This is a genomic window from Agrobacterium tumefaciens, from assembly GCF_009649785.1.
GTDB lineage: Bacteria > Pseudomonadota > Alphaproteobacteria > Rhizobiales > Rhizobiaceae > Agrobacterium > Agrobacterium tumefaciens.
Genome location: NZ_WJOK01000002.1, coordinates 353,616 through 377,804, shown reverse-complemented (window position 1 = coordinate 377,804; position 24,189 = coordinate 353,616). Strand labels below are relative to the sequence as shown.

Sequence of the window (24,189 nt, the reverse complement as noted above, 5' to 3'; positions counted from 1 at the left end):
GATTGTTGCATGGGGAGGATGCGTGCTTCCTGGGTGGATCATATTCGGTTCGGCCTTCGCTTATGTCCTGCTGCTGTTTGCGGTTGCAAGTTATGGGGACAGGAACAGCCGGAAAAGAAACGCTCCCAAAAAGGGGCGGCCGTTCGTCTATGCGCTTAGTCTGGCGATCTATTGCACCTCCTGGACCTATTTCGGCGGCGTCGGGCTTGCGGCGGACAAGGGGCTGGAATTCCTTGGCATCTATACCGGGCCGATCCTTGCCTTCACCATCGGCATGCCGATCATTCGCCGCATCGTGGAGCTTGCCAAAACCGAAAAGCTGACGTCGGTTGCCGATTTCATTGCTGCCCGCTACGGCAAGAACTCCACCGTGGCGATGATTGTCGCCATCATCGCGCTTGTCGGCGCCATTCCCTATATCGCGCTGCAATTGAAGGCCGTCTCCAGTTCGGTGGCGACGATGGTCGATCCCGGCGATTACGGCATTGGCAGCGGCAACCTCTATTTCCTCGATCTGCCGCTGCTCGTCACCATCGTCATGGCGGGCTTCGCCGTCATGTTCGGCACCCGGCATACCGACGCCACCGAACACCAGGACGGGCTTATTCTGGCGATTTCAATGGAATCGCTCGTCAAGCTCGTCGCCATGTGCACCGTCGGCTTTTACGTTCTGTTCGTCCTCTTCGACGGCCCCTCGCATTTGTGGGAACTTGCGTCGGGCAATGAACGGGCCATGCGGGCCATATCCTATCACACGCCCATCAGCCGCTGGATCGTGATGACCCTGCTTTCCGGTTTCGCGATCATCCTGTTGCCGCGCCAGTTCCATGTCACCGTGGTTGAAAATCGCACGCCGGAAGAGCTGCGCATGGCGGGGTTCCTGCTGCCGCTTTATCTGATTGCGATCAACATCTTCGTGCTGCCGATAGCGCTTGCCGGAATTTTGACGCTCGGCGCCAATGGCAACGCCGATCTTTACGTCCTGCAATTGCCGCTTGCGCATCAAATGCCGGTCGTTTCGCTGATTACCTTCATCGGCGGATTTTCAGCGGCGACCGCCATGGTGATCGTTGCCTCGGTCGCGCTGTCGATCATGATTTCCAACGACATCGTCATGCCGATCTTTTTGCGGCAGAAGCTGTTGAACCGTTCGCCGCACCGGGACAACTTCGCCAAAACGCTTCTCAACATCCGCAGAACAGCGATCTTTGCGGTGATGCTTCTGGGCTACGGCTATTACCGTGCGGCCGATAGCGCCACCGGGCTTGCCTCCATCGGCCTCCTGGCATTTGCCGCCATCGCCCAGATGGCACCTGCCCTTTTCGGCGGGTTGTTCTGGCGGCGCGCCAATGCGCGCGGTGCGATTGCCGGTTTGAGTTCAGGCTTTTTCGTCTGGGCCTACCTGCTGTTTCTGCCAAGCTTCGGCGGGCCTGATAACTCAGAGGTCGCGGCCACCGTTCTCGGCTTCCTGTTTTCCGGCAGTACGGTCTTCAACGGTCCCGAGGCCGACCCTTTTGTGAACGCGGTCATCCTCAGCCTGCTCGTCAACAGCATGGCTTTCGTGCTTGGCTCGCTTTCACGCAACCCACGACCCGTGGAGCGCATCCAGTCCGGCATCTTCGTGAAGCGCCATTCGAAATCACAATTCGCCACGCGCGGCTGGAAAACCCGCGTCAGCGTCGGCGATCTCAAAAGCGCGATTGCCCGTTATCTCGGTGAAGAGCGCATGCTGCGCTCATTGGCGACCTATGAAAAGACGGCGGGCAGGAAGCTCAATGACGACCAGCCCGCCGACATGGCGCTGATCCATTTCTCCGAACAATTGCTGGGCAGCGCCATCGGCTCCTCCTCAGCCCGCCTCGTGCTTTCGATCATTCTCCAGAAGGCGGAGGACACCAGCGCCGACACGGCCTGGCTGCTGGATCAGGCAAGCGAGGCGCTGCAATATAATCAGGACATGCTGCAAACGGCGCTGGCGCAGATGGACCAGGGCATCGCCGTTTTCGACAGCTCGCAGCAGCTGACGATCTGGAACCGGCGCTTCCGCACCCTTCTCGATCTACCTGAGCAATTCGGGCAGGTGGGGTTGCCGCTGACGGACATCGTTTCCATGCTGCAGGAGCGCGGCGACATGCCGCCGGGCGACACGGAACAGCTGATCACCAGTTTCCTGACCATGGACCTGCCTTTCTCGCTGGTGCTTGGCGGCGGCGAGCGCATCATTGAAGTGCGCTCCAACACCATGCCGGACAAGGGTATCGTCGCCACCTTCACCGATATCACGCAGAGAGTGGCGAGCGATCAGGCACTGAAACAGGCCAATGAAACGCTGGAACAGCGGGTGGCGGAACGAACCGTCGAGCTTACCCGCGTCAACCGCGAACTTGCGGAGGCAAGGGCATCCGCCGACGAGGCGAACATCGGCAAGACACGGTTTTTTGCTGCCGCCGGCCACGATATCCTCCAGCCGCTGAATGCCGCGCGGCTTTATTCCTCCTCGCTGGTCGAGCGGCTTGGCGCCTCGGGGGAAAGCGATCTCGTCCAGAACATCGATTCGGCGCTCGAGTCGGTAGAGACCATTCTCGGCGCGGTGCTCGATATTTCCCGCCTCGACACCGGTTCGATGAAAGCGCGCATGACATCGGTGCCGCTGAACGAGCTGCTGAAACGCATCGAAACCGATTTCGCGCCGATGGCGCAGGAAAAGAACCTCGATCTCGTGGTCATGCCCACCTCGCTCACCGTCCGCTCCGACCCCAACCTGTTGCGGCGACTGATACAAAACCTCGTCTCCAATGCCATCAAATACACGCTGAGTGGCAAGGTCATCGTTGGCGCGCGCCGCCGGGGAGGCGATGTCGTCATTCAGGTGACGGATTCCGGAATCGGCATTCCCGCATCCAAATTCCGCACGGTTTTCAAGGAATTCGCCCGGCTGGATGAGGGTGCAAAAACGGCCTCCGGCCTCGGACTTGGCCTTTCCATTGTCGACCGGCTGTCGCGCATGCTGCACCATCCGGTACAGCTGATTTCCACACCCGGAAAAGGTACGACATTCCGTATCCACCTGCCGCGCGAGGCAGACCGCCTGACGCCAGCCAAGGCCGCTGGCGGGATCGCCAATCCGGTGGCGAGCGACCGGCTTGCCGGCGTCAGGGTACTCTGCATCGATAACGAGCCGAAAATCCTCGAGGGCATGACGTTATTGCTGACGGGATGGGGCTGTGAGGTCTTACCCGCAGGTTCGGTGGCCACACTCGAAGAACCGTTCCTGACAATGTCAGCGGCACCGGATGTCATCATTGCCGATTATCATCTCGACGACGGCGACGGTATCAGCGCCATCCGCCTGATCAGGACATTCTACGGCAAAACGATCCCTGCCCTGCTTGTGACGGCGGACCGCAGCCCGGAAGTGCGCAGCGATGCGGAAAAATATGGGATTTCCGTCCAGCATAAGCCGGTCAAACCGGCCGCGCTGCGGGCCTATATCAACCAGATATCCAGCACGGCCCGCGCGGCGGCAGAATAAAAAAGCTCCCGGACCTTGCGATCCGGGAGCTCTTTGACTTTCAAAAATTCTATTGTCAGGCTGCGCGGCTCAGTCGATCCTGGCCGGTCGCCGAGCCCTGCTCCATCTGAAAACGCTGAACCAGATCGAGCAACGCTTCCACTTCGCCCGACAGCACCCGGCTGGCTGCGCTCGACTGTTGGGCAAGCGCCGCGTTCTGCTGGGTCATCTGATCCATCTGGTTGACGGACCCGTTGACATTGTGGAGCGCGGAGGACTGATCCTGCGTCGCCGTCGCGATGGTTTCGACATGCTGGCTGACGGCGACAATCTGATGGCTGATGGCTGAAAGGACCGTGCCCGCTTCCTGCACCAGCTTCGATCCAGAGCTCACCTCATGCGTTGACTGGTTGATGAGCTGCTTGATTTCACGGGCCGCGTCCGCGGAGCGTTGTGCAAGTTCACGCACTTCCTGCGCCACGACCGCAAAACCTTTGCCCGCCTCGCCCGCACGCGCAGCCTCGATGCCGGCATTGAGGGCGAGAAGGTTGGTCTGGAACGCGATGTCATCGATGACCTCGATGATCTGCTCGATCTTGCGCGAGGCGTCTTCGATACGGCCCATGGCGTCCACGGCATTGCTGACGACCGAACCGGAACTGTCGGCGCTCTGTTTGGTGATGCGGACGGCCTCGTTGGCTTCGCGCGCCCGCTCGGCCGACGATCTGACCGTTGCGGTGATTTCCTCGACAGCGGCTGCCGTCTCTTCCAGCGAGGCCGCCTGATTCTCCGTGCGCTTCGACAGATCGACCGACGATTGCTCGATTTCAAAACCGCTATGCTGGATGACCAGGGTGCGCTCGCGGATTTGCCCCAGCGCATCGCGCAGGTTGAGAAGGGATTCGTTGAAGTCCGTGCGCAGACGATCCAGACGGCCGTTAAAGGGTGTCTCGATCGTGCGGCTCAGATCACCGCGCGAAAGCCTGCCGAGGCCGGACGCGATCTCGCTGACTGCGAATTCGATCTGGCCGTCCAGCTCCTGCTTCTCGGCATCGTTGCGGTGACGCTCCGATTCCGCCACGGACCGTTCCTCGGCGCTTTTGCCCTCGATCGCGAGTTTCTCAAGCGCATTCTCGCGAAATATCACGAGAGCGCGGGCGATGTTGCCGAATTCATTGGTATTGGTGGCATAGGGGATCGGCGTATCGAGATTGCCGTCCGAAAGGGACTTAACCGCATCGGTAAGCTTGCCTAGAGGCTGCAGGGTGCGCCGGATGACGAAATAGGCGAGCAATCCCACGCCGACCATGGCGAGCGCGCCACAGATCAGCATCAGGTCGCGCAGGCCGAAAATCTGGGCTTCGTAGACGGCCATGGGAACGCCCACGAAAAGAATACCGACGGTCGCTCCGGACTTGTTGAGAACCGGCATGTATCCGGTCATGTAATTGGTGCCGAAAAGCGTGGCGGCGCCGAAATAACCCTCACCCTTGGAAACCTTTTCGAAAGCGGGATGGTCGGTGGCGAGCTTCGTGCCCGCTGCTCTCTCGCCCTTTTCGTTCTTCAGATTGGTGGTCATGCGAATATAATCGCCGGCCTTGGCTTCAAAAACCGTCGCGATGCCGCCATTACCGGCAGCCGTGCGGTCGACGAGATCATTGTCGCGCAGTGTCCCGATGCTGGCGCGGCCGATACTCTTGAGCTCTCCATCCACCATTTCGAGGGCCACGCCGCCGACCTTCATCTCGTAAAGGATCGCCATGCCGCGCATCGCGCTGTGCGTGTCACGCAGCGCAGTGGTGATGATATTGTCCTTCAGGCGAATGTATGTCGAAAAACCAACTGCCGCGACGCTGAGCGCAATCAGGCCGATCGTCAGCACGACGACCTTACCCGCAACGGACTTAAAGAGCCGGTTGTGCATGAAACAGTTCCCCAAAACCAAACTTATAAAAGTTCTAGTTGGCAACTGTTAAAAAAACGCGAAGTACCGATAGCAGCTTTTAGGGTGGATTACACAAGCCGCGCCGGCGCCTGCCGGCTTACAGGGACGGGAAGCCCGCCCCCTCCCCAATCAATGGATATATCCGAGCCGGATGGCCTTTGCGATCGCCTGGATACGGTTGACGGAATCGAGCTTGATCGTCGCTGAACCCAGATAGGCGTTGACGGTGTGTACCGAAAGCCCGAGCTTCACCGCGATTTCTTCGCTGATACGGCCATCACCCGCCAGTTGCAGACAGGCGATTTCCCTTTCGCTCAACGCTTCAGACGGTGCCACCTTGCGCTCATCCAGCGCCAGCATATCGACCATGATCTCGCAGCATTTAATGTGCTGTTCGATGACGACCTCGTTGTCGAGAACGAGGTTGCTGCCACAGAAAACGATGTAGCCGTTGCCAATCGTGCCGAGCCGCACCGGCAAAGCCAGTCCCGCATAGGGCAATGTATCGTTCTCGATCCGGCGCATCAAAGCCGGCACGTCAGGAAGATCGGCAAAACCGCCGGCGTTCTTGTTACGCCAGATGACCGGCAGCAGCGATGTCTCGATATGATCCAAAAGAATATCGCCGACCGCGCGGATGAACTGCGCGCTCTGTTCGGCGGCATTCATGCCCCAGTTCTCCAGCTCGCAGGTCAGCTTCTTCTTGTTGGGGAAGCCGGAGGCGGCAGCCTTCGTCACCACGAAATTACGTGCGCCGACCAGTTTCTGCATGGCGACCAGCTTCGGAAACAGATCCGACCGGCTTGTCACAACAGGGCTGCGGTAAAACATACCGCTGCTTTGACTCGTACCCTCATTATCTTTCGTCTGTACCATGGGTCCCGACCATCTATACGAGGTTGTTGCGCACGGCGTAGGCGATTGCCTCCGAGCGGGTTTTCGTCGCGGTTTTCCGCATCACGCTTGTAATGTAATTATTGATCGTATTGCGCGAAATGCCAAGTATCATCGCAATTTCGTCGCTTGTCTTGCCTTCCGCGATCCAGAACAGGCACTCAAGCTCACGTTCTGTGAGGTCGATGTCACGCACGGCCTTTGCTTCGCTGGCAATGCCGAAGCTGACGCAATAGCCGGTCAGAAGCGCGATTTCGCGCAGACGGTCCGGCGAAGGAACCGAGTGTTCTGGAAACAGCAGCAGAAGCGAAAGACGGATGCGGCCCACACAGAAGGAAAGCGCCGAATATTGCCGGTCGATGCCGAAGGGGACAGAAACGTCGTCCGGAAGAACAAGCAATCGCGGCTGCAGAAGCGAAAGGCACTTTTCCATTTCGCTCGATCTGTTCTGGCTGTTGGCGAGTTCGGCACCAAGCCTGCGCACCAGATCGAAAGGCCAGTCGGATGTGATGATGAATTTCAGTCCGGTTTCTTCGAGAAGATCCTCCCGCGCCAGCAGATAATGCGAGGCGCCGGCGTAGGTTACGAGCAGATCCAGCGCGCCTGAAACGTTGCCGGCAGCGGCCGAGGCTGCGACGTTCTTGGCAAGCTGGTCGCGTGGCAAGGGCTTACCCATGCCCTCCATAGGCTTGGCAGACAGCCTGCGGATATCAACATCGACTTTCAATCGCCTACGCCCTCTTGCTCCCAATGGGGAGATTATACCTCGGGATGGAATCATTCCATTCGAGAAGCTTACCAAAATGGGATGGTGAGCCCCCGGAGACCGAATCACTTCATTTTATGGAACGGACTGGGATTTGCCATTACCTGACACCAGCCTTTCCACGTATTTCCTTGTTCGTCTATTCCTAAAAAACATACTGAAAAGCTGACCAATCCATAAACGGCATTCTCAGCCTATTCCCAGCAAACTGTATCGTTGCTGAATTTTTTGTAAACAGTGTCCCAAAGCGGGAATGCGACGGCGCGCGGCGCCAAGATACCAAAGAACCCGGAAATGCGCAAAAGGCCGGGATAACCCCGGCCTTTTTCAAAATCATGCAGCTTTTTCCACTGCCCATTTGCGAAGTATCTTGGCTGCGCGTTCTTCGCTGATTTCCACCATGCGGGAGAGCCTGCGCTCGGGTCCTTCGCGAACCCGGCGGTTGAAGGTGCCTTCGCTGTCGCCGCCTGCCAGAAGATCGTCGGTGCTGTCGAAGCCGAAATCCGCCCCAAACCCTTCCATGAGACCACCAGCACCCGCATCCATGCCGGGAGAGAAATCCGGCAGTTCGAGGCCTGCGGTCTCCTGGCTGATCTGGCCTGCTGCCGCGCCGTTGCCGGTGACCGTACGAACCAGAGGGCGTACACCGAGCCAGACCACGAGGAAAGCAACAGCGACGAAGGCGAGCGAGTTGATGATGCCTGCCGAATTGCGGCTGAGCACTTCCATGATGCCCGGCCCGCTTGCGGCTTCGTCGAGCAGCTGCGTTTCGAGGAAGTCCATCGCCGTCAGCGTGACGATATCGCCGCGATCGGAGGAAACCCCCGCAGCCGAGGTGACGATCTTCTGCATTTCGGCAAGATAGGCGTCGATCTTGGCCTGGTCGACGGGTTCGCCGACCATCTTGGCGATGCGACCCTTGTTGACGACCACGGCGACCGAAATCTTCTCGACGGTATAGCCATTCTTGACGGTGGCGACCGTTTTGGAATTGATTTCGTAGTTGGTCTGCTCTTCCTTCTTGGCAGACTGGTCGGAAGACTGCGGGCCACCTGCGCCGCCCTGGGGCGCTGCCTGCGGTACGTTCTGTTCCACGGTCGCGGCCGTATCGGGCTGCGTTTCCTGGGACTTCTGGTCTTCCTTAACGGTGCGGACGGAGCGCTCGACGCGCGATTCCGGATCGTAGACAGTTTCCTGAATCTGCCGGCTGTCGGTATTGAGCTGCGCCGTCACGCTGGAGCGGAAATTATCCATGCCGAGGAAAGGCGCCAGCGCCTTGTCGATATTGGTGGTGATTTCCTGCTGAACGTTCTGCGCCAGCGTCAGCGAGCGGTTCATGGCGGCGTTGGTGACGTCGTCACCGGAAGCGAGGAGCTGGCCGGTGGAATCGAGCAGCGTCACGTCATCGACTTCAAGGCCGGGAACGGCCGAGGCGACGAGATGACGGATGGAAGCGGACGCCTTGCGCCCGGCGGTGGCATTGGCTCGAATCATGACCGATGCGGTGGGCTTCTGCTCACCGCGGCGGAAATTACCGACATCCGGCATGACGATATGGACGCGTGCGGCCGCAATTCCGTCGATCTGCTGAATGGAGCGGCTGATCTCACCCTCAAGCGCGCGAACCCGGGTCACTTCCTGCATGAAGGAAGTCAGGCCGAGAGAACCGACATTGTCGAAAAGCTCATAACCGGCATTGGCACTGTCAGGCAGGCCGCGCTCGGCCAGAAGCAGCCTTGCCTTGCTGGTGAGGCCGACCGGAACCTGGAGGCTGGCGCCATCCGTTCCAACCTGAAAGTCCAGCCCCGCTTCGGCGAGTGCAATGCTGATCTTGTTGAGGTCGCTTTTTTCAAGTCCCACATAAAGGGTCTCGTAAGCGGGACGGTTCACGTAAAGTGCTGCTGCAAGGATAATGGCCATGGACAAAATGCCCACGCCGCCCAGCATCAACAACCGTGTCTGACCCAGCGCCGCGAAATTCTTCAAGACCTGAGGGATTTGATTTAACAGATTCATTCTGTTCCGCACCGTCATTCATAGAGTCCGAGACCTTTTGGCCCCGTAATGACAATAGGGTGCGAAGCTTGCGCGAGCGTTGCCTTTATCCGCAATCCGCGAAACGAAGGGAACCGCCAGATAAATGCTGTCTAGAACAGATCGAAGTCTCCGGCGACCTTGTCCAGCGGCTGCGAATGGCCGTGGCGGATGGCTGCGCCCAGCGCCTTTTGCATTTCGGCCAGCTTGACGAGGCTGAGCGCGGTCGAGACATCCACGATCCAATCACCGGGAATAGAGCCGGTGACGGTATCGATGAACTCGGCAAGGCCGCGGGTTTTCTGGACGGCAAGGTCGATGCCCTGCAAGAGCTTGACGCCATCGCTGGACAATTCGCCGCTTGTCGCTTCCAGCAGTTGCGGCTCGATGCGCTCGATCAGATAGGCGACATCGTGCAGTTCCGATACCACGCGCATCAGAACGTCGGGCAAGGCTTCTTCGAACGGAGTGGTGCCGGTGTTGTTTGCAATCTGCATTGGAAACTCCGTGACTAAAAAAATTCGATGTCGTTGGCGACGGGCTTGGGTGCCGGCACCGGACGCGTTTCCATGGCGACCGTCTTCTGGGTTTCCGCGCCGCTCAGCGGATGCTGTCGTGCACGGCCCGAAACCGGCCAGAACTCGATCTTGCGGCCATGATCCCCGCCCGTGGAGGAGCTGATGACCGGTATGCCTTCATCCTTCAGAAACTGCATGGCAAAGATGGCGTTCTGCTCACCGACATTGGAGAAGCTGGCAATCGTTTTTGCGCCGCCGAAAACCTTCGCCTCCAGCCGGTCGCGGCGTGCGCCCTTCTTCAGAAGACCGTTGATCAGCAGTTCCATAAGATGCACGCCATAACGCGTCGCATCCCCACCGGTCACGTTGCCCGTTCCCGGCAGCAGGAAGTGGTTCATTCCTCCAATGCCGGCAACGGGGTCTCTCAGACAGGCGGCCACGCACGAACCGAGTATCGTCGTCATGACCACGTCGGGATCGCTGACAACCTTGTACTCGCCCTGAATGATATGTACGCGCTTGGCCGCAGCTTCAATCATTTCAGCGATCCGAAAACCGCTTCGATGGCTGCGCGCATCTTGTCGATGGTGAAGGGCTTGGCCAGCACGTTGTTTGCGCCGAGCTGCGCTGCCTTCTGCACCAGCGCACGGTCGCCCTGTGCGGTGAGGATGATGAAGGCCGCCTTTTTGAGGGTCGGGTTGGCCCGCACGGCGTGCAGGAAACCGAGACCGTCCATCTTGGGCATGTTGAAGTCGGAGATAACGAGATGATGGGGCTGCTGCTCCATGATCTTCAATCCCTGCTCGCCGTCGCCAGCGGCAGTGATCTGCTTGAAGCCGAGCTGTGTCAGCGCATCGCTGAGCAGCAGCCGGCTGGTCACCTGATCGTCGACGATCAGAACTTTGATCTTTTCTGCGAGAGACATTAGTCAGCACCTTCTTTGCGGGCAGTGGTTAGTTTCAGGATTTCTTCGCCGATTGAGGCCAGCGGCAATTGCAGTTCAACGGCGCCAAGTTCAAAGGCCACTCTGGGCATGCCGTAGACGACACATGTTTTTTCGTTCTGGCCGACGGTTCGCGCACCGGCATGCCGCATTTTCAGCAGCCCGGCCGCGCCATCCCGGCCCATGCCGGTGAGAATGACGCCGACGGCGTTGCGTCCGGCAAGCTCGGCGACCGAATCGAACAGCACATCAACTGAAGGGCGATGGCCGTTGACGGGATCGCGCTCGATAAGCCGGCAGCACGGCGCGTTGCGATTGGAAATCTGCAAATGGCGTTCACCGCCCGGCGCAAGGTAGATCTTGCCGGTCTGCAGGCGCGCGCCATCCGTCGCCTCTTCCACGACGGGTGCGCAGATGCGGTTCAGCCGTTCCGCGAAACTCTTGGTGAAAGTCGGCGGCATGTGCTGGGTGATGACCGTCGGCGGACAATTGGCCGGAAACTTCTGGAGCACGGCAATCAGTGCCTCGACACCGCCGGTGGAGGAGCCGATGGCGACGACTTTGCGGCCGGCACGATAATCGCTGACCGGGGTCGGCTGGGCTGCGACAACGGGTTCCGGGCGCGCCGCGCGGTAAGCTGCGTGTTGCGACCGTGCGGCGGCCTTCACCTTGTCGGCCAAGTCGCCGAAGGGGCGCGCATCGCCTGGAGCCGGCTTGCCGACACAGTCGAAAGCACCGATTTCAAGCGCGGCGAGCGAGGCATCCGCGCCGCGGTGCGTCAGGGACGAGACCATGATGACCGGCATCGGCCGCAGTCGCATGATCTTTTCGAGAAACTCGAGGCCGTTCATTTCCGGCATCTCGATGTCGAGCGTCACGACATCGGGATTGAGCTGCTTGATGGCGGCGCGCGCTTCCATGGCATTGCCGGCCTGCCCAACCACCTCAACCTCCGGATCGGCCTTGAGGACGGCGGAAATCAGGCCACGCATGGTGGGGGAATCATCGACGACGAGGACCCGTGCGAGTGCGCTCATGCCTTCCTCCCGGACGTGTGACCAATGTAGCGGTAGGTGGTGATGCCGGTATTGTCGAACAGGTTCTTGGCGTCGCCGGACACTCTTTCGGAATGGCCGATGTAAAGATGACCGCCTTCCGGCAGCAGGCCTGCAAAACGCGTCCAGATACGCATCTGGGTCGGCTCGTCGAAATAGATGACGACGTTGCGGCAGAAGATGACGTCGAAATTGCCCTTGAAGGGCCATTGCGTCATCAGGTTCAGTTCATTGAAGGTGATGAGGCGCTTGACCTTGTCATCGATGCGGAACTTGCGGCGACCGCCAGCATCAACTTCCGTGAACCATTGCTTGCGCATGGCGGGAGACACGGTTTCGAGCGCGTTGTCGTCGTAAACACCGGCACGGGCCTGCGCCAGGATCTTCGGATCGATGTCCGTCGCCAGGATCTTGAAATCGTAGTCCGCCGCATTGGGAAACATGGCGAGCACGGTGAGCGCAATCGAATAGGGCTCCTGCCCGTCTGAGCAGGCGGCCGACCAGATGCGGACGCGCCCGCCAGTCTTTGCCCTTGCAATGAGGCCCGGCAGGACCTCGTCGCGCAGGTGTTCGAAATGGTGGTTCTCGCGGAAGAAGCGCGTGAAATTCGTCGTCAGGTGCGACAGCATTTCGCGGCGTGCAGCCGCTCCATCGGGCGATGACACCAGTGCGCAATATTCCCGAAACCCGGCCAGTCCGAGATTGCGGATATGCTTGGACAAGCGCGAATAGACCAGCGACGCCTTGGTGTCGTTGAGATAGATGCCCGCATCCGCGTAGATCATCGCAGCGATCTCCGACAAATCGCGTCTCGTCAGCGGATATTCGCCGCTGGCAAGAACGTCATCGGGAGACTGTCGCTGATCGCTGAGATTAAGTGCTGCCATTGGATATCCGCCTTCAACCCGTCGCCGCGAGTGACATTTCCTGTTTCAGTGGCTGCCCGCGCGAAGCGCTGACGATGGCGTCGACATCCAGAATGAGCGCAACGCGTCCGTCACCCAGAATGGTGGCGGCGGCAATGCCTGGAACATGGGTATAGTTGGCTTCCAAAGACTTGATGACGACCTGGCGCTGTCCCTGGATCGCATCGACCATCAGGGCGCGCTGGCCGCCGCCTTCCGATTCCACCAGAAGCGCCACACCTTCCACAGGATCGGCCTGGGTCGGACGGAAGTTCAGAACGCGTCCGACATCGACCAGCGGGCAGAAAGAGTTGCGGATGGAAATCAGCCGCTGGTTGGCGCCGAAGGAGTGAATGTTCTTCGCTTCCGGCTGCAGGGTTTCCACGATCGCCGTCAACGGAACGACAAGCGTCTGCCCGGCCACGGTTACCACCATGCCGTCGAGAACGGCAAGCGTCAGCGGCAGGCTCATGGTGAAGGTCGAGCCAAGACCGGGGCGCGAGGAGATGTTGATACGGCCGCCAAGCGCCTGAATGGAACGCTTGACCACATCCATGCCGACGCCACGGCCGGAAATGTCGGAAATCTTGTCCGCGGTAGAGAAGCCCGGCGCGAAGATCAGATTGTCGATCTCCTCATCGGTGAGGTTCGCATCGGCGGCAATGAGATCATTGTCGATCGCCTTCTGGCGAACACGCTCGCGGTTGATGCCCGCGCCATCGTCCTGAAGCTCGATCAGGATGCGGCCCGACCGGTGCTTGGCCGAAAGCTTGATGGTGCCTTCCGGGTTCTTGCCAGCGGCTTCGCGTTTTTCCGGCGTTTCGATCCCGTGGTCCACCGCATTGCGGATCATGTGCGTCAGGGGTTCGGCCAGCTTGTCGATGACCGTCTTGTCGACTTCCGTGTTCTCGCCTTCGGTAACGAGGCGGATCTGCTTGCCGATCATGTCGGCAACTTCGCGAACGATACGCGACATGCGCTGGAAGACAGGCTTCACCGGCTGCGCACGGATCGCCATGACGCTGTCCTGGATTTCGCGCGTCAATTGCTGGAGTTCGTCGAGACCCATGTTGACGGCAGACGTGCCACTCGCATCGTTTTCGATGACGCTCTGCGACAGCATCGCCTGATTGATGACAAGCTCGCCGACGAGGTTGATCAGGCGGTCAACACGGTCGAGATCGACACGGATGGTCTGGCCGGCGCTTGCATTGGCCGCGGCATTGGCATTCGCCTGCGCTGCGGCCGGCGCTGCCGCAGCCTCACGCTTTTCGATGGCGGCGTTGACGCTCTGGGCGATCTGCGTCGTTGCGACGGCAGCCTCGACGACTGCGGCAACGTAGGGCTCTTCCGCCCCGGCGGTCACAACGGCCGTTTCCCCTTCCGCATCACCGTCGAGAGCCGACAGGTCGAACGGAACCGGGATCATCGGCAGCTCTTCCGCATCCGCAGCGGTTTCCGAGAGAATCGGGGTGATTTCGAGATCGCAATCCCATTCGGCGAATTCGAAGACGCTGCGGATACCCTCTTCACCCTTGTCGGTCGAGATCGAAACCGTCCAGGAGAAATAGGACGCTTCTGGATCGAGCTTGTCGAGCGAGGGGAGTTCCGACAGGTCGCAATTGACGCTCATCTCACCGATGCGCGAGAGATCGCGCAGGAGAAGGGCTGCTTCATTGCCTTTCGAATAAAGCGATGCGTGCGGCTTGAAGGTTATCTGGAAAGACGGCATCTCCATCAACGGCGTCGTTTCATCGGCAAAGTCCGAGAAGGAGAACGGGATCGGCTCGAAACCGCTATCGTCCGTCGGCTTGGGCGCGACGGGTTCCGGCATCTTTGCGACAACCGGCGCTGCCACCGGCGCGGATGCGTGGACGGTTTCGCCGTTGGCCAGGGCTTCCAGTTCCTTGACGAGGCCACGGGTGCGGCTTTCGTCGACGCTGCCGCCGTCTCTTGCCGCATTGGTCAGGTCCGCCAGCACGTCGGCGGAACGCAGCATGACTTTCAGGACGTCCTGTGTCGGTTCCAGCTTGTTGGAGCGAACGCAGTCGAGGGTCGTTTCAAAAACGTGGGCGAAGGCCACGAGATCATCCAGACCGAAGGCACCCGCCCCGCCCTTGATGGAATGAACGGCACGGAAAACGGCGTTGACGGTTTCCGGATCACGGTCACCGTCATTCAATTTAAGAAGCCCCGATTCCAGTTCCGCGAGTTGTTCCTCGCATTCCTGGAAAAAGATTTCCTTGATTTCGTTCATATCCATCGTGAAATGTCCCGTATCAGGCAGTTACGCGTTCAATGGCATCGATGAGCTTCGCAGGATCGAACGGCTTGACGATCCAGCCGGTCGCACCGGCCTGACGGGCGCGGTTCTTCTTCTCTGCGTCGCTTTCGGTCGTCAGAACGAGGATCGGTATGGCCCGGTACTTCTCGTTGCGACGCACACCCTCGATGAAGCCGAAACCGTCAAGACGGGGCATGTTGATATCGGTCACGATAACGTCGGGGTTGCTCTGCTCCAGCACTTCGAGACCCTCAATGCCGTCTTCGGCCTGAATTGTCTCGAAACCGGCATTGTTGAGCGTGACCAGGAGCATGTTCCTGATCGTTCTGGAATCATCCACGGTAAGAACTTTTTTCTTCACTTCTTGATCTCCTTCAGGAGCAAATGATCGATTTCGACGCCTATCAGTTTCATGGTCTTGTCGAATGCATCGGACACTCTGGCAAAACCGAACGGCTTGCCGTCCTCTTCCCAGGACTTCGCACCGGCCATCAGGACCTGGGCGCAAAGCGCACCGATACGTTCCACCTCGGACGCATCCACCGACAAAGGTGCTCCTCTCAGCGTCATCAGCTTGCCGTGCAGCGCCGATGCCTCGTTGAGATCCAGCACCGGTGACAGTTTCAGCGTCGCCTCAGCTGCTTTTCTGGCTGCCATTACATGACTCCTTGGCGTCTGAATTGTTGGTAATCCTGGCCGTAATCCGTGCGGTTATCCGCACGGGCCACAAATGATGTGTCCTGCCGAGCCGTAGCGGCGACAGCTGCCGCCTGTCCCTGACGGGCAATGCGGAATTCGCGAATGGTGCGGCCGAGTTCCAGAATGACAGTGTGAAGCGTATCGGCCTCCGAGGAGCCATTGCCCATATCGGCAAGGTTCCGGTCAGCCTGTCTTTGCTGTTCACCGATGTCGGCAGCGACTGATTGCAATTCGCCGGCGTGCTCTGCCGCGTGCCGGGAGACCTCGGTGATCATGTCGTTGATGCCGGATACCTGCCGGACAACACCGCCGATTGCGTCCTGCGTGCGGTTGACCATGTGCACGCCGCCTTCGACCTGCTTTTTCGTGGAGCCAACGAGGCTTTTGATCTCTCTTGCAGCGTCTGCGGAACGCTGGGCCAATGCCCGGACCTCCTGCGCGACAACGGCAAAACCGCGTCCGCTGTCACCGGCGCGTGCTGCCTCGATGCCGGCGTTGAGGGCGAGAAGGTTCGTCTGGAAAGCGATCTCGTCAATCGTGCCGATGATCCGTCCGATCTGCTCGGCGGATTGCTCGATATCCGACATGGCGTTTATCGCCTCACCGATTGCCTTGCCGCTTTCGACCGCCGCCTCACGGGCATGGGAAACCGCCGTCTCCGCCGCCGAAATGCGGGCGCCGTTTTCGGCCACATCCCCGATCATCGTCTGGATCGCACGGGAGGTGTCGGCAAGGGCTGCGGCCTGCTGGCGGGAGCGCTCCGCCATGGAACGGCCAATGTCGGCAAACCGCGCGCTCAGCGCCTCGGCTTCACCGATGCTGTTTTGCGCCGATGTCAGTGACGCGCCAATCGTCTCGAGTGCCGCATTGAAAGTGGCAGCAACGTCGCGGTAGGCGTCGGGCACGTCGCCGCCGATGCGGGCCTGCAAATCGCCTGCGGCAAATGCCGTCAACGCTTCGCCCAGCAACCTTGCAGCTTCAGAGCGGTCATTGTCACGCTGTTCTGCCAGTTCCCGGCCATGGCGCAGGCGCAATTCATTGAAGCGCAACGATACGGCAATCTCGGTATCGACCATCACCAGACGGACGACGTTCTTGACGGCTTCCGCCAGTTCGCGGCTCTTTTTACGGTTGCCGGGCAGGATGGAGCGCGGCGCGTGCTCAGTCACCAGACCGCCCAGAAGATGTTCCAGAACGACGGCATGGCTGGCGATCTGCCAGCGAGGATCGAGACCCATGCGACCGGCATTGTCGGAAAGCACTTTCACCCGCTCGGCATAAAGCCCATCGAAACGCGCATCGGTCAGCACGCTCCAGTGCGAGGATTGCAAATCGTGCAGGCGGTCGAGCTGGTTTTCGCTTTCGAAAGACGGCGAACAGTCCGGCATGGACTGGAAACGGTTCATCACATCGCGCAGGCCAGCCTTAACGTAAGGCTCCAGCATGCTGCGATAATTGCGCAGGAAATCGGATTGCGTCTCGTCGAGGCCGGCAAAGCGCAACCGCCCCGCCAGGCTTGCGCCTGCCGATCTCCGCGCTTGTTCTGATGGCAAGTCCTGCCCCAACCGACGACCCCAATAATATGACGGCCGGTAAAACCCGGCCAAATGGCAAGGTTCAGAACGCCAGCACCCTTAAGGGGGATTTTTGAACGAACATACCCATCGCGGACGATGCGGCATCGACGCTTGCCTGACCTTCTTGAACCAAGAAACGAAATACCGGATCGGGCCCGGTACGGCAGTGCGGCGTCATGCCTGGAAGGGGAGATAACCCCATTCCGCCGTGGAAATACCATCAATCTTTATGGTTAATTCCTTGCTTGAAAGTTAAGAAACATCAGCACCGGCGTCAAACGGTAAAATTTGTAAAAGCTTTTAGCCATTGTCGCCCCTACTTTGCCGCAAACGGGCAAAAACGAAAAGGAATCGGACGCGACGGGCGGTTTTTCCAGCCTGTGCGCTGGACAAGCGTGTCCGCCTTCCCCTAAAACAAATCAACGGGATATTCGCTCAGCGGTGATGCTTTAGAGAGACCTTTACGATCAAGGAGACGCCAACTTGTTACGGATGGAGAAATGCCGCTGTTCAAGGCGCCATCCGCAAGTGTTGATCGGTCTTGTGGTTGCGAGCCTGCTCGTCATCATCGGCTTTCAGGCGCCATCCGGCATCAAGGCAATCTCAAAGATCAGCCGTCTGGAACGATTGCAGACGGCTGACCTAAGCCACTCCCCCTCGCTTCGCGATAAGGACTGCACCACCGGCGACGATCACGGCTGCAAGGCTCACAACGGTGCTCCGGGGCTTCGCCCCGTCGGTTTTCCCTCGACCATCCTGCGGATCGTGGCTGACGCCAAACCGGCCGTCACGCCTGTTGCCATCGCGCCACAAACTTTCCGAGACTTTGCGAACGTGGTTCCAAGAGCACCTCCGCATATTATCTCTTAGTCATTCCGGCGGTCCTCATCATTCGGTTCCTTGCGAACCTTGAGGGATCGGAGTCGTCGGAAACCCGCCGTAGGCTCCAATTCCAGAGAGAAAACCGCCGCCGCATATGACACTTGCAACCGTTCTACCATTTATTATCGCATTGCCGTTCGTCGGCGCTCTCATAACGGCCTTCATGCCGCGCGAAGGCGCGGCCGCAAGCGCGGCCTACGTAGCAAGCGCCGTAGCCCTCTTCGGCCTCGTCGGCAGCATCCTTCTTTATCCAAATGTCAGTGGCGGTGGCGTGCTGAAATACGATGTGGAATGGCTGCCACAGCTGGGGCTTAATTTTACCCTGCGGCTGGATGGCTTCGCCTGGATTTTCGCGATCCTCATTACCGGCATCGGCCTGCTCGTGGTTCTCTACGCCCGATATTACATGTCGGCCCAGGACCCTATTCCACGGTTTTTTGCCTTTCTGCTCGCCTTCATGGGCTCGATGCTCGGCATAGTGCTGTCCGGCAACGTCATTTTGCTGTCGATCTTCTGGGAAATGACCAGCATCTTCTCGTTCCTGCTGATCGGCTACTGGCACCAGAATGCCGGCGCGCGCGATGGCGCCCGCATGGCGCTGACCGTGACCGGCATCGGCGGCTTCAGCCTGCTCGCCGGGCTTCTGATACTCGGCCACATGGCGGGAAGCTACGATCTGGACAAGATCATCGCGGCCGGTGCCGATATCCGCGCCCATTCCCTTTATCTGCCCGCACTTATTCTCATCCTTGGCGGCGCGCTGACGAAAAGCGCACAGTTTCCGTTTCATTTCTGGCTGCCCAATGCCATGGCGGCGCCCACGCCCGTTTCCGCCTATCTGCACTCGGCCACCATGGTGAAGGCCGGGGTTTTCCTGCTGGCGCGGTTCTGGCCGGTGCTGGCAGGCACGCCGGAATGGTTCTGGCTGGTGGGTGCTGCAGGCGTCATCACCCTGCTGCTCGGCGCCTATTTCGCCATGTTCCAGCAGGACCTGAAAGGCTTGCTCGCCTATTCCACCATCAGCCATCTGGGGCTCATTACCACGCTTTTGAGCCTGGGCAGCCCGCTTGCGGCGGTTGCGGCGATCTTCCACATGGTCAACCACGCCACCTTCAAGGCATCGCTGTTCATGGCGGCCGGCATCATCGACCATGAAACCGGCACGCGCGACATGCGGCGGCTGAGCGGGCTTTACACCTATATGCCGGCAACCGCGACGCTCGCCATGGCGGCGAGCGCTGCAATGGCCGGCGTACCCCTGTTCAACGGCTTCCTCTCCAAGGAAATGTTCTTTGCCGAGGCCGTCGAAACCCACGCGGACTCGCTGCTGGACCGGGCTTTGCCATACGTCGCGACGTTGTCAGGCGCCTTCGCCGTCGCCTACTCGCTACGCTTCATCCACACGGTCTTCTTCGGCCCCAAGCCGGTTGACCTGCCGAACCCCAATCCGCATGAGCCGCCGCGCTGGATGCGTTTCCCGATCGAGTTCCTGGTTTTCGCCTGCCTGATCGTCGGCATCGTTCCGAGCCTGTCGATCGGCCCGTTCCTGCATTCGGCTGTGCTTTCCGTTCTCGGTCCGCAAACGCCCGTCTACAGCCTGTCGATCTGGCACGGTTTCAACCTGCCGCTCATCATGAGTATTGCGGCACTCGGCGGCGGCGTTGCCATCTATGCCCTGCTCGGCGGCTATTTCTCCCGCTGCGACGACGGCCCGCCGATCTTCCGGCATCTTCGGGGACAGCGCATCTTCGAGCGCATTCTCGTCACCGTGTCCTGGAAGTGGGCGCGGTGGCTGGAAAGCACGCTCGGCACCCGGCGCCTGCAGCCGCAGCTGAGGCTTCTGATCCTCGTGGCGATTCTTGCCGGTTTCTCGCCGCTTTTCCTCTCGGAATTTTCATTGTCGCTGCCGCGCGTGACGTCCTTCGATCCGATCTTTGCCATTCTGTGGCTGATCGGCATGATCGCCGCGCTGGGTGCCGCCTGGCAGGCGAAATATCATCGTCTCGCCGCACTCATCATGCTCGGCGTCTCCGGCCTTGTCACCTGCCTCACATTCGTCTGGCTTTCTGCACCCGATCTCGCGATCACCCAGTTGCTGGTCGAAATCGTGACCACCGTTCTGATCCTGCTCGGTCTCAGATGGCTGCCGAAACGCTTCGAGAAGGTGGACAGCAGCGATGAATTGCCGGCGCAGCTTCGCCGCGCCCGTGACTTCCTGCTGGCCGCAGCAAGCGGCATTGGCATGTCCGTCATCGCCTATGCGGTCATGACCCTGCCCGTGCCGAACGCCATCGCGACCTATTTCCTGGAACGCGCTTATTCGGAAGGCGGCGGCACCAATGTCGTCAACGTCATCCTCGTCGATTTCCGCGGTTTCGATACATTCGGCGAAATCGCGGTGCTGGCGATCGTGGCGCTGACGGTCTTTGCGCTGCTTCGCCGTTTCCGCCCTGCGCATGAAAGCATCGGGGTGCCGGAACAGCAGCAGATGCAAAACGCCTTCGATGCGGAGCGGCCCGACCGCAGCAAGGGCGATACGGTGCGCGACTATCTCTATGTACCGTCCATCGTCATGCAATGGATGTTCCCGGTTATCGTCACCTTTTCGATCTTCCTGTTCATACGCGGCCACGATCTGCCCGGCGGCGGCTTTGCGGCCGGCATCACCATGGCAATCGCGTTCCTGCTGCAATATCTCGCCGGCGGCGCGCGCTGGGCGGAGGATCGCATCCGCATCCTGCCGCTGCGCTGGATGGGCTTCGGCCTTCTGATGGCGGCGGCAACCGGCATGGGGTCATGGTACTTCGGCTATCCGTTCCTGACCTCTTATTTCCAGTACACGGAGATACCCTATATCGGCAAAATGCCGACAGCATCCGCCTTGCTGTTCGACCTCGGCGTCTTCTCGCTGGTCGTCGGCTCCACCGTTCTTATTCTTATAGCACTGGCACACCAATCGTTGCGTAACTACCGCGTTCGCACGCCTGAAGCCGCAAAAGCGGAGGACGTGTAATGGAACTCATTCTTTCAATCGGCATCGGCATCATGACCGGCTCCGGCGTCTGGCTGATCCTGCGCCCACGCACTTATCAGGTCATCGTCGGGCTTTCGCTGCTGTCCTATGCCGTCAACCTGTTCATCTTCGGCGTCGGCGGCATCAAGACCAATGCGCCGCCGGTGCTGGTGAACGGCGTCGACAGTTCCACGCTTGCCGACCCCGTGCCGCAGGCGCTGGTGTTGACGGCAATCGTCATCGGCTTTGCGACGACTGCGCTGTTCCTCGTCGTGCTTTTGGCCGCCCGTGGGCTTACCGGCACCGACCATGTGGACGGGAGGGAATCGAAATGATGTCGTTCCCCTTCCACATCGTCATCGCGCCCATTCTGGTGCCGCTGATCACCGCAGCCCTCCTGTTGTTCTTCGACGAGCGCCAGCGGGTGGCGAAGGCAGCCATCAGCCTTGCCTCGACCGTGATATTGCTTGTTGTCGCCATCCTGCTGTTTCGCGAGGTGAACTCGACGGTCAATACCGAGATTGCGGCGGTGGTTTCGAGCGGGGTCTATCTGCTCGGCAACTGGCCGGCGCCCTTCGGCATCGTGCTCGTTGCCGATCGCCTCTCCGGGCTAATGGTGCTTTTGACGGCACTGCTTGCCATTCCCTCGCTGATCTATTCGCTGGCGAAATGGCATAAGGCAGGCGCGCATTTCCATTCGCTGTTCCAGATGATGCTGATGGGCGTCAACGGTGCTTTCCTGACCGGTGACCTCTTCAACCTCTTCGTTTTCTTCGAGGTTATGCTCGCGGCATCCTATGGTTTGCTGTTGCATGGCTCCGGTCAGCAGCGCGTCAAGGCCGGGCTGCATTACATCGCCATCAACCTCGTCGCCGCATTGTTCTTCCTGATCGGCGTCAGCCTCATCTACGGCGTCACCGGCACGCTGAACATGGGTGACCTTGCCCACCGCATCGACGGCCTCAACCCGGACCAGCGCATGCTGCTTGAAACCGGCGCTGCGGTTCTCGGCATCGCGTTCCTGGTCAAGGCTGGCATGTGGCCGCTGAATTTCTGGCTGCCTTCCGCCTATGGCTCGGCTTCAGCACCTGTCGGCGGGCTGTTTGCTATCATGAGCAAGGTCGGCATCTACGTCATTGCCCGCCTGTCCTTCCTGCTTTTCGGGCAGACGGCCGGGGAATCGGCCGGTTTTGGCCATGATGCCCTGCTTGTCGGCGGCATCGCCACCATCATCTTCGGCGCCATCGGCGTTCTCGCCTCGCAGGCGCTTGGGCGGCTGGCCGGGTTTTCGGTTCTGGTGTCCTCGGGAACGCTTCTCGCCGCCATGGGCACCGGCAATCCCACTGTTGCAGCCGGCGCGCTCTATTATCTCGTCAGTTCCACACTCACCATCAGCGCTTTCTTCATGCTGATCGAACTGGTGGAACGCGGGCAGGATGCCGGCGCGAACGTTCTTGCCGTAACCATGGAAGCCTATGGCGAGGGCGAAGAGGAGGAAGAGGAAGAAGAAGTCGGCGTAACCATGCCCGGCACCATGGCGGTGCTCGGGGCGTGTTTTGCAGCCTGCGGCATTCTCCTCGCCGGTCTGCCGCCGCTCTCGGGCTTCATCGCCAAATTCTCCATGCTGACCGCCATTCTCAACCCTCCAGGGCTGGGGGCCAATGACAGCGTCTCCACCCTTTCCTGGTGGCTGGTCTTCCTGATTGTCTTTGCAGGTTTCGCCTCGCTGATCTCGATGACCCGCGCGGGCATCCGCACCTTCTGGGCCTCCCTCGAAGGCACAGTACCGCGTGTTCTCGTCATCGAAATAGCGCCCATCATGCTGCTGCTGGGACTGACACTCGCCATGACCGTGCAAGCGGGGCCGGTGATGCGTTACATGCAGGAGACGGCGCGTATTCTCGATCTGCCGGCCAGCTACATTCAGGGCGTCATTTCCGCCCCAAGAGCGGGAACCAATCCGGAGGCGCAGCCATGATAAGCCGTGTCCTGCCCTACCCGCTGCTGACGGTGTCGCTGATCATCTTCTGGATGACGATCAACAGCTTTTCAGCCGGACATCTGCTGCTAGGCACCGGTGTGGCCCTCATCGCCTCCTGGGCTATGGCGTCGCTCCGGCCGGCAAAACCGCGCATCCGCAACTGGCACAAGCTCGTCAAGCTGATCGCGATCGTGCTTTACGACATCGTCCTGTCCAATATTTCCGTCGTGAAGATCATTCTGTTCCAGCGCGAGAGAGATCGCAAATCCGGTTTCCTCGCGGTGCCGCTCGATATTCGCGATCCGATGGGATTGGCCGTTCTGGCGACAATCCTCACCTCGACACCGGGAAGCGCCTGGCTCGAATATAATTCCAGCCAGGGCACGCTTCTGCTTCATGTTCTCGACGATGAGGATGAGGCGGCCTGGATAAGCCTCATCAAGAACCGATATGAAAAACTTTTGATGGAGATATTCGAATGAGTTCGATTATCCTTTTCTGGTCCTTTTCGCTCGCGCAGCTGATGCTCGCCATTGCCATGACGATTTCCGTTTACCGCATCGCCATCGGCCCACGCGCCCAGGACCGGGTGCTCGGCGTCGACACGCTCTATGTCAACGCCATGCTGCTTCTCTTGACCTTCGGCCTGCGCACCGGCAACGACATCTATTTCGAGGCCTCGTTGCTCATTGCGATCCTCGGCTTCGTCTCCACCGTTGCCCTTTCCAAATTCATGATGCGTGGCGAGGTGATTGAATGAACAATGCCGCAGAATTTCCGCTCTGGGCCGCCATTCTGGTGGCGTTCTTCGTCCTTCTGGGCGCCTCGCTGACGCTGATCGGCACCATCGGCTTTGCCAAGCTCAACAGCTTCTACGAGCGCCTGCACGCACCGACGCTCGGCACCAGCTGGGGCACCGGCGGCATCGTCATGGCCTCCATCATCTACTTCTCCGTCTCCGGCGACCGCTTCGCCTTCCACGAGATCTTCATAGGCATCTTCGTGACGGTGACGACGCCAGTGTCGCTGATGCTGCTGGGGCGTGCCGCGCTTTATCGGGACCGGGCGGAGCAGAACTCGGATAATCGGGAGCATCTTTAGCACCGCGGACTCAGACAAGTTTTGCGTGAATTACCTTCCTGAAGGTCAAGGAAACTCTCCTGCGACGGGTCTTATCCGATG

General features: G+C 59.7%; 21 protein-coding genes. 8 read left to right on the top strand and 13 right to left on the bottom strand.

The genetic code is table 11. From position 1 onward, the window contains the following. The first annotated feature begins 22 nt into the window (after positions 1–22). Positions 23–3,532 carry a PAS domain-containing hybrid sensor histidine kinase/response regulator gene (locus GH784_RS03745; protein ID WP_003515030.1) on the top strand — a complete coding sequence of 1,170 codons (3,510 nt, stop codon included), beginning with the start codon at positions 23–25 and terminating at the stop codon, positions 3,530–3,532. A gap of 55 nt (positions 3,533–3,587) precedes the next feature. Here GH784_RS03745 and GH784_RS03740 read toward each other — a convergent pair whose 3' ends face one another. The 13 genes from GH784_RS03740 to GH784_RS03680 form a co-directional block, all read right to left on the bottom strand. Continuing rightward, a complete protein-coding gene (locus tag GH784_RS03740) occupies positions 3,588–5,435 on the bottom strand; it encodes a methyl-accepting chemotaxis protein (RefSeq protein ID WP_065703805.1) in 1,848 nt (615 codons plus the stop codon). A gap of 150 nt (positions 5,436–5,585) precedes the next feature. Next, positions 5,586–6,287 (bottom strand): transcriptional regulator VisR, encoded by a 702-nt coding sequence (gene visR, locus GH784_RS03735; protein ID WP_003515015.1) that lies wholly within the window; start codon positions 6,285–6,287, stop codon positions 5,586–5,588. Between the two features lie 58 nt (positions 6,288–6,345). After that, the gene (gene visN / locus GH784_RS03730; RefSeq protein WP_003515014.1) at positions 6,346–7,077 is read right to left on the bottom strand and encodes a transcriptional regulator VisN; all 732 of its coding nucleotides are present in this window, start codon (positions 7,075–7,077) and stop codon (positions 6,346–6,348) included. Between the two features lie 372 nt (positions 7,078–7,449). Next, positions 7,450–9,132: a flagellar basal-body MS-ring/collar protein FliF gene (gene fliF, locus GH784_RS03725; protein ID WP_003515013.1), complete on the bottom strand. Its 1,683-nt coding sequence runs from the start codon at positions 9,130–9,132 to the stop codon at positions 7,450–7,452. 131 nt (positions 9,133–9,263) lie between these two features. Beyond that, on the bottom strand, positions 9,264–9,647 hold the full coding sequence (gene cheT, locus GH784_RS03720; protein ID WP_003515012.1) for a chemotaxis protein CheT: 384 nt from the start codon (positions 9,645–9,647) through the stop codon (positions 9,264–9,266). Between the two features lie 14 nt (positions 9,648–9,661). Then, the gene (cheD, locus tag GH784_RS03715; protein ID WP_003515010.1) at positions 9,662–10,207 is read right to left on the bottom strand and encodes a chemoreceptor glutamine deamidase CheD; all 546 of its coding nucleotides are present in this window, start codon (positions 10,205–10,207) and stop codon (positions 9,662–9,664) included. Further along, positions 10,204–10,593 carry a chemotaxis response regulator CheY2 gene (cheY2, locus tag GH784_RS03710; protein ID WP_003515008.1) on the bottom strand — a complete coding sequence of 130 codons (390 nt, stop codon included), beginning with the start codon at positions 10,591–10,593 and terminating at the stop codon, positions 10,204–10,206. Before cheY2 ends, cheD begins: the two co-directional genes overlap by 4 nt. Then, on the bottom strand, positions 10,593–11,648 hold the full coding sequence (gene cheB / locus GH784_RS03705; RefSeq protein ID WP_013635453.1) for a protein-glutamate O-methylesterase CheB: 1,056 nt from the start codon (positions 11,646–11,648) through the stop codon (positions 10,593–10,595). The genes cheY2 and cheB overlap by 1 nt, the downstream gene beginning before the upstream one ends. After that, positions 11,645–12,553, bottom strand: coding sequence for a protein-glutamate O-methyltransferase CheR (gene cheR, locus GH784_RS03700; RefSeq protein WP_019564320.1), 909 nt, complete (start codon positions 12,551–12,553; stop codon positions 11,645–11,647). Before cheR ends, cheB begins: the two co-directional genes overlap by 4 nt. A 13-nt stretch (positions 12,554–12,566) precedes the next feature. Continuing rightward, positions 12,567–14,834 carry a chemotaxis protein CheA gene (locus GH784_RS03695; RefSeq protein WP_065703804.1) on the bottom strand — a complete coding sequence of 756 codons (2,268 nt, stop codon included), beginning with the start codon at positions 14,832–14,834 and terminating at the stop codon, positions 12,567–12,569. Positions 14,835–14,850: 16 nt separating this feature from the next. Beyond that, a complete protein-coding gene (gene cheY1 / locus GH784_RS03690; RefSeq protein ID WP_003493773.1) occupies positions 14,851–15,216 on the bottom strand; it encodes a chemotaxis response regulator CheY1 in 366 nt (121 codons plus the stop codon). After that, positions 15,213–15,512 (bottom strand): STAS domain-containing protein, encoded by a 300-nt coding sequence (locus tag GH784_RS03685; RefSeq protein WP_013635450.1) that lies wholly within the window; start codon positions 15,510–15,512, stop codon positions 15,213–15,215. The genes cheY1 and GH784_RS03685 overlap by 4 nt, the downstream gene beginning before the upstream one ends. After that, entirely contained in the window at positions 15,512–17,119 is a 1,608-nt protein-coding gene (locus GH784_RS03680; RefSeq protein WP_083211597.1) for a globin-coupled sensor protein, read from the bottom strand. The genes GH784_RS03685 and GH784_RS03680 overlap by 1 nt, the downstream gene beginning before the upstream one ends. 504 nt (positions 17,120–17,623) lie before the next feature. On the opposite strand from GH784_RS03680, the gene GH784_RS03675 reads away from it, so the two are divergent. From GH784_RS03675 to mnhG, 7 genes are all read left to right on the top strand, one after another. Then, positions 17,624–18,001: a hypothetical protein gene (locus GH784_RS03675; protein WP_065703800.1), complete on the top strand. Its 378-nt coding sequence runs from the start codon at positions 17,624–17,626 to the stop codon at positions 17,999–18,001. 106 nt (positions 18,002–18,107) lie between these two features. Next, positions 18,108–21,026, top strand: a complete 2,919-nt coding sequence (locus tag GH784_RS03670; protein WP_065658358.1) for a monovalent cation/H+ antiporter subunit A — start codon at positions 18,108–18,110, stop codon at positions 21,024–21,026. After that, positions 21,026–21,361, top strand: coding sequence for a Na+/H+ antiporter subunit C (locus GH784_RS03665; protein ID WP_003514993.1), 336 nt, complete (start codon positions 21,026–21,028; stop codon positions 21,359–21,361). The genes GH784_RS03670 and GH784_RS03665 overlap by 1 nt, the downstream gene beginning before the upstream one ends. After that, the gene (locus tag GH784_RS03660; protein ID WP_194842943.1) at positions 21,358–23,004 is read left to right on the top strand and encodes a monovalent cation/H+ antiporter subunit D; all 1,647 of its coding nucleotides are present in this window, start codon (positions 21,358–21,360) and stop codon (positions 23,002–23,004) included. Before GH784_RS03665 ends, GH784_RS03660 begins: the two co-directional genes overlap by 4 nt. Then, positions 23,001–23,489, top strand: coding sequence for a Na+/H+ antiporter subunit E (locus GH784_RS03655; protein WP_003514990.1), 489 nt, complete (start codon positions 23,001–23,003; stop codon positions 23,487–23,489). Before GH784_RS03660 ends, GH784_RS03655 begins: the two co-directional genes overlap by 4 nt. Further along, positions 23,486–23,767, top strand: coding sequence for a K+/H+ antiporter subunit F (locus GH784_RS03650; RefSeq protein ID WP_003514989.1), 282 nt, complete (start codon positions 23,486–23,488; stop codon positions 23,765–23,767). Before GH784_RS03655 ends, GH784_RS03650 begins: the two co-directional genes overlap by 4 nt. Then, complete coding sequence (gene mnhG, locus GH784_RS03645; RefSeq protein WP_025592428.1) at positions 23,764–24,108, top strand: monovalent cation/H(+) antiporter subunit G; 345 nt, start codon at positions 23,764–23,766, stop codon at positions 24,106–24,108. The genes GH784_RS03650 and mnhG overlap by 4 nt, the downstream gene beginning before the upstream one ends. The last annotated feature ends 81 nt before the right edge of the window (positions 24,109–24,189 follow it).

Excerpts from the sequence above, each read along its gene's own strand:
- GH784_RS03740 (WP_065703805.1), bottom strand. The coding sequence starts at position 5,435 with ATGCACAACCGGCTCTTTAAGTCCGTTGCGGGTAAGGTCGTCGTGCTG.
- visR (WP_003515015.1), bottom strand. The coding sequence starts at position 6,287 with ATGTTTTACCGCAGCCCTGTTGTGACAAGCCGGTCGGATCTGTTTCCG.
- fliF (WP_003515013.1), bottom strand. The coding sequence starts at position 9,132 with ATGAATCTGTTAAATCAAATCCCTCAGGTCTTGAAGAATTTCGCGGCG.
- cheT (WP_003515012.1), bottom strand. The coding sequence starts at position 9,647 with ATGCAGATTGCAAACAACACCGGCACCACTCCGTTCGAAGAAGCCTTG.
- cheD (WP_003515010.1), bottom strand. The coding sequence starts at position 10,207 with ATGATTGAAGCTGCGGCCAAGCGCGTACATATCATTCAGGGCGAGTAC.
- cheY2 (WP_003515008.1), bottom strand. The coding sequence starts at position 10,593 with ATGTCTCTCGCAGAAAAGATCAAAGTTCTGATCGTCGACGATCAGGTG.
- cheB (WP_013635453.1), bottom strand. The coding sequence starts at position 11,648 with ATGAGCGCACTCGCACGGGTCCTCGTCGTCGATGATTCCCCCACCATG.
- cheR (WP_019564320.1), bottom strand. The coding sequence starts at position 12,553 with ATGGCAGCACTTAATCTCAGCGATCAGCGACAGTCTCCCGATGACGTT.
- GH784_RS03695 (WP_065703804.1), bottom strand. The coding sequence starts at position 14,834 with ATGGATATGAACGAAATCAAGGAAATCTTTTTCCAGGAATGCGAGGAA.
- GH784_RS03685 (WP_013635450.1), bottom strand. The coding sequence starts at position 15,512 with ATGGCAGCCAGAAAAGCAGCTGAGGCGACGCTGAAACTGTCACCGGTG.
- GH784_RS03675 (WP_065703800.1), top strand. The coding sequence starts at position 17,624 with ATGGAGAAATGCCGCTGTTCAAGGCGCCATCCGCAAGTGTTGATCGGT.
- GH784_RS03670 (WP_065658358.1), top strand. The coding sequence starts at position 18,108 with ATGACACTTGCAACCGTTCTACCATTTATTATCGCATTGCCGTTCGTC.
- GH784_RS03665 (WP_003514993.1), top strand. The coding sequence starts at position 21,026 with ATGGAACTCATTCTTTCAATCGGCATCGGCATCATGACCGGCTCCGGC.
- GH784_RS03660 (WP_194842943.1), top strand. The coding sequence starts at position 21,358 with ATGATGTCGTTCCCCTTCCACATCGTCATCGCGCCCATTCTGGTGCCG.
- GH784_RS03655 (WP_003514990.1), top strand. The coding sequence starts at position 23,001 with ATGATAAGCCGTGTCCTGCCCTACCCGCTGCTGACGGTGTCGCTGATC.
- GH784_RS03650 (WP_003514989.1), top strand. The coding sequence starts at position 23,486 with ATGAGTTCGATTATCCTTTTCTGGTCCTTTTCGCTCGCGCAGCTGATG.
- mnhG (WP_025592428.1), top strand. The coding sequence starts at position 23,764 with ATGAACAATGCCGCAGAATTTCCGCTCTGGGCCGCCATTCTGGTGGCG.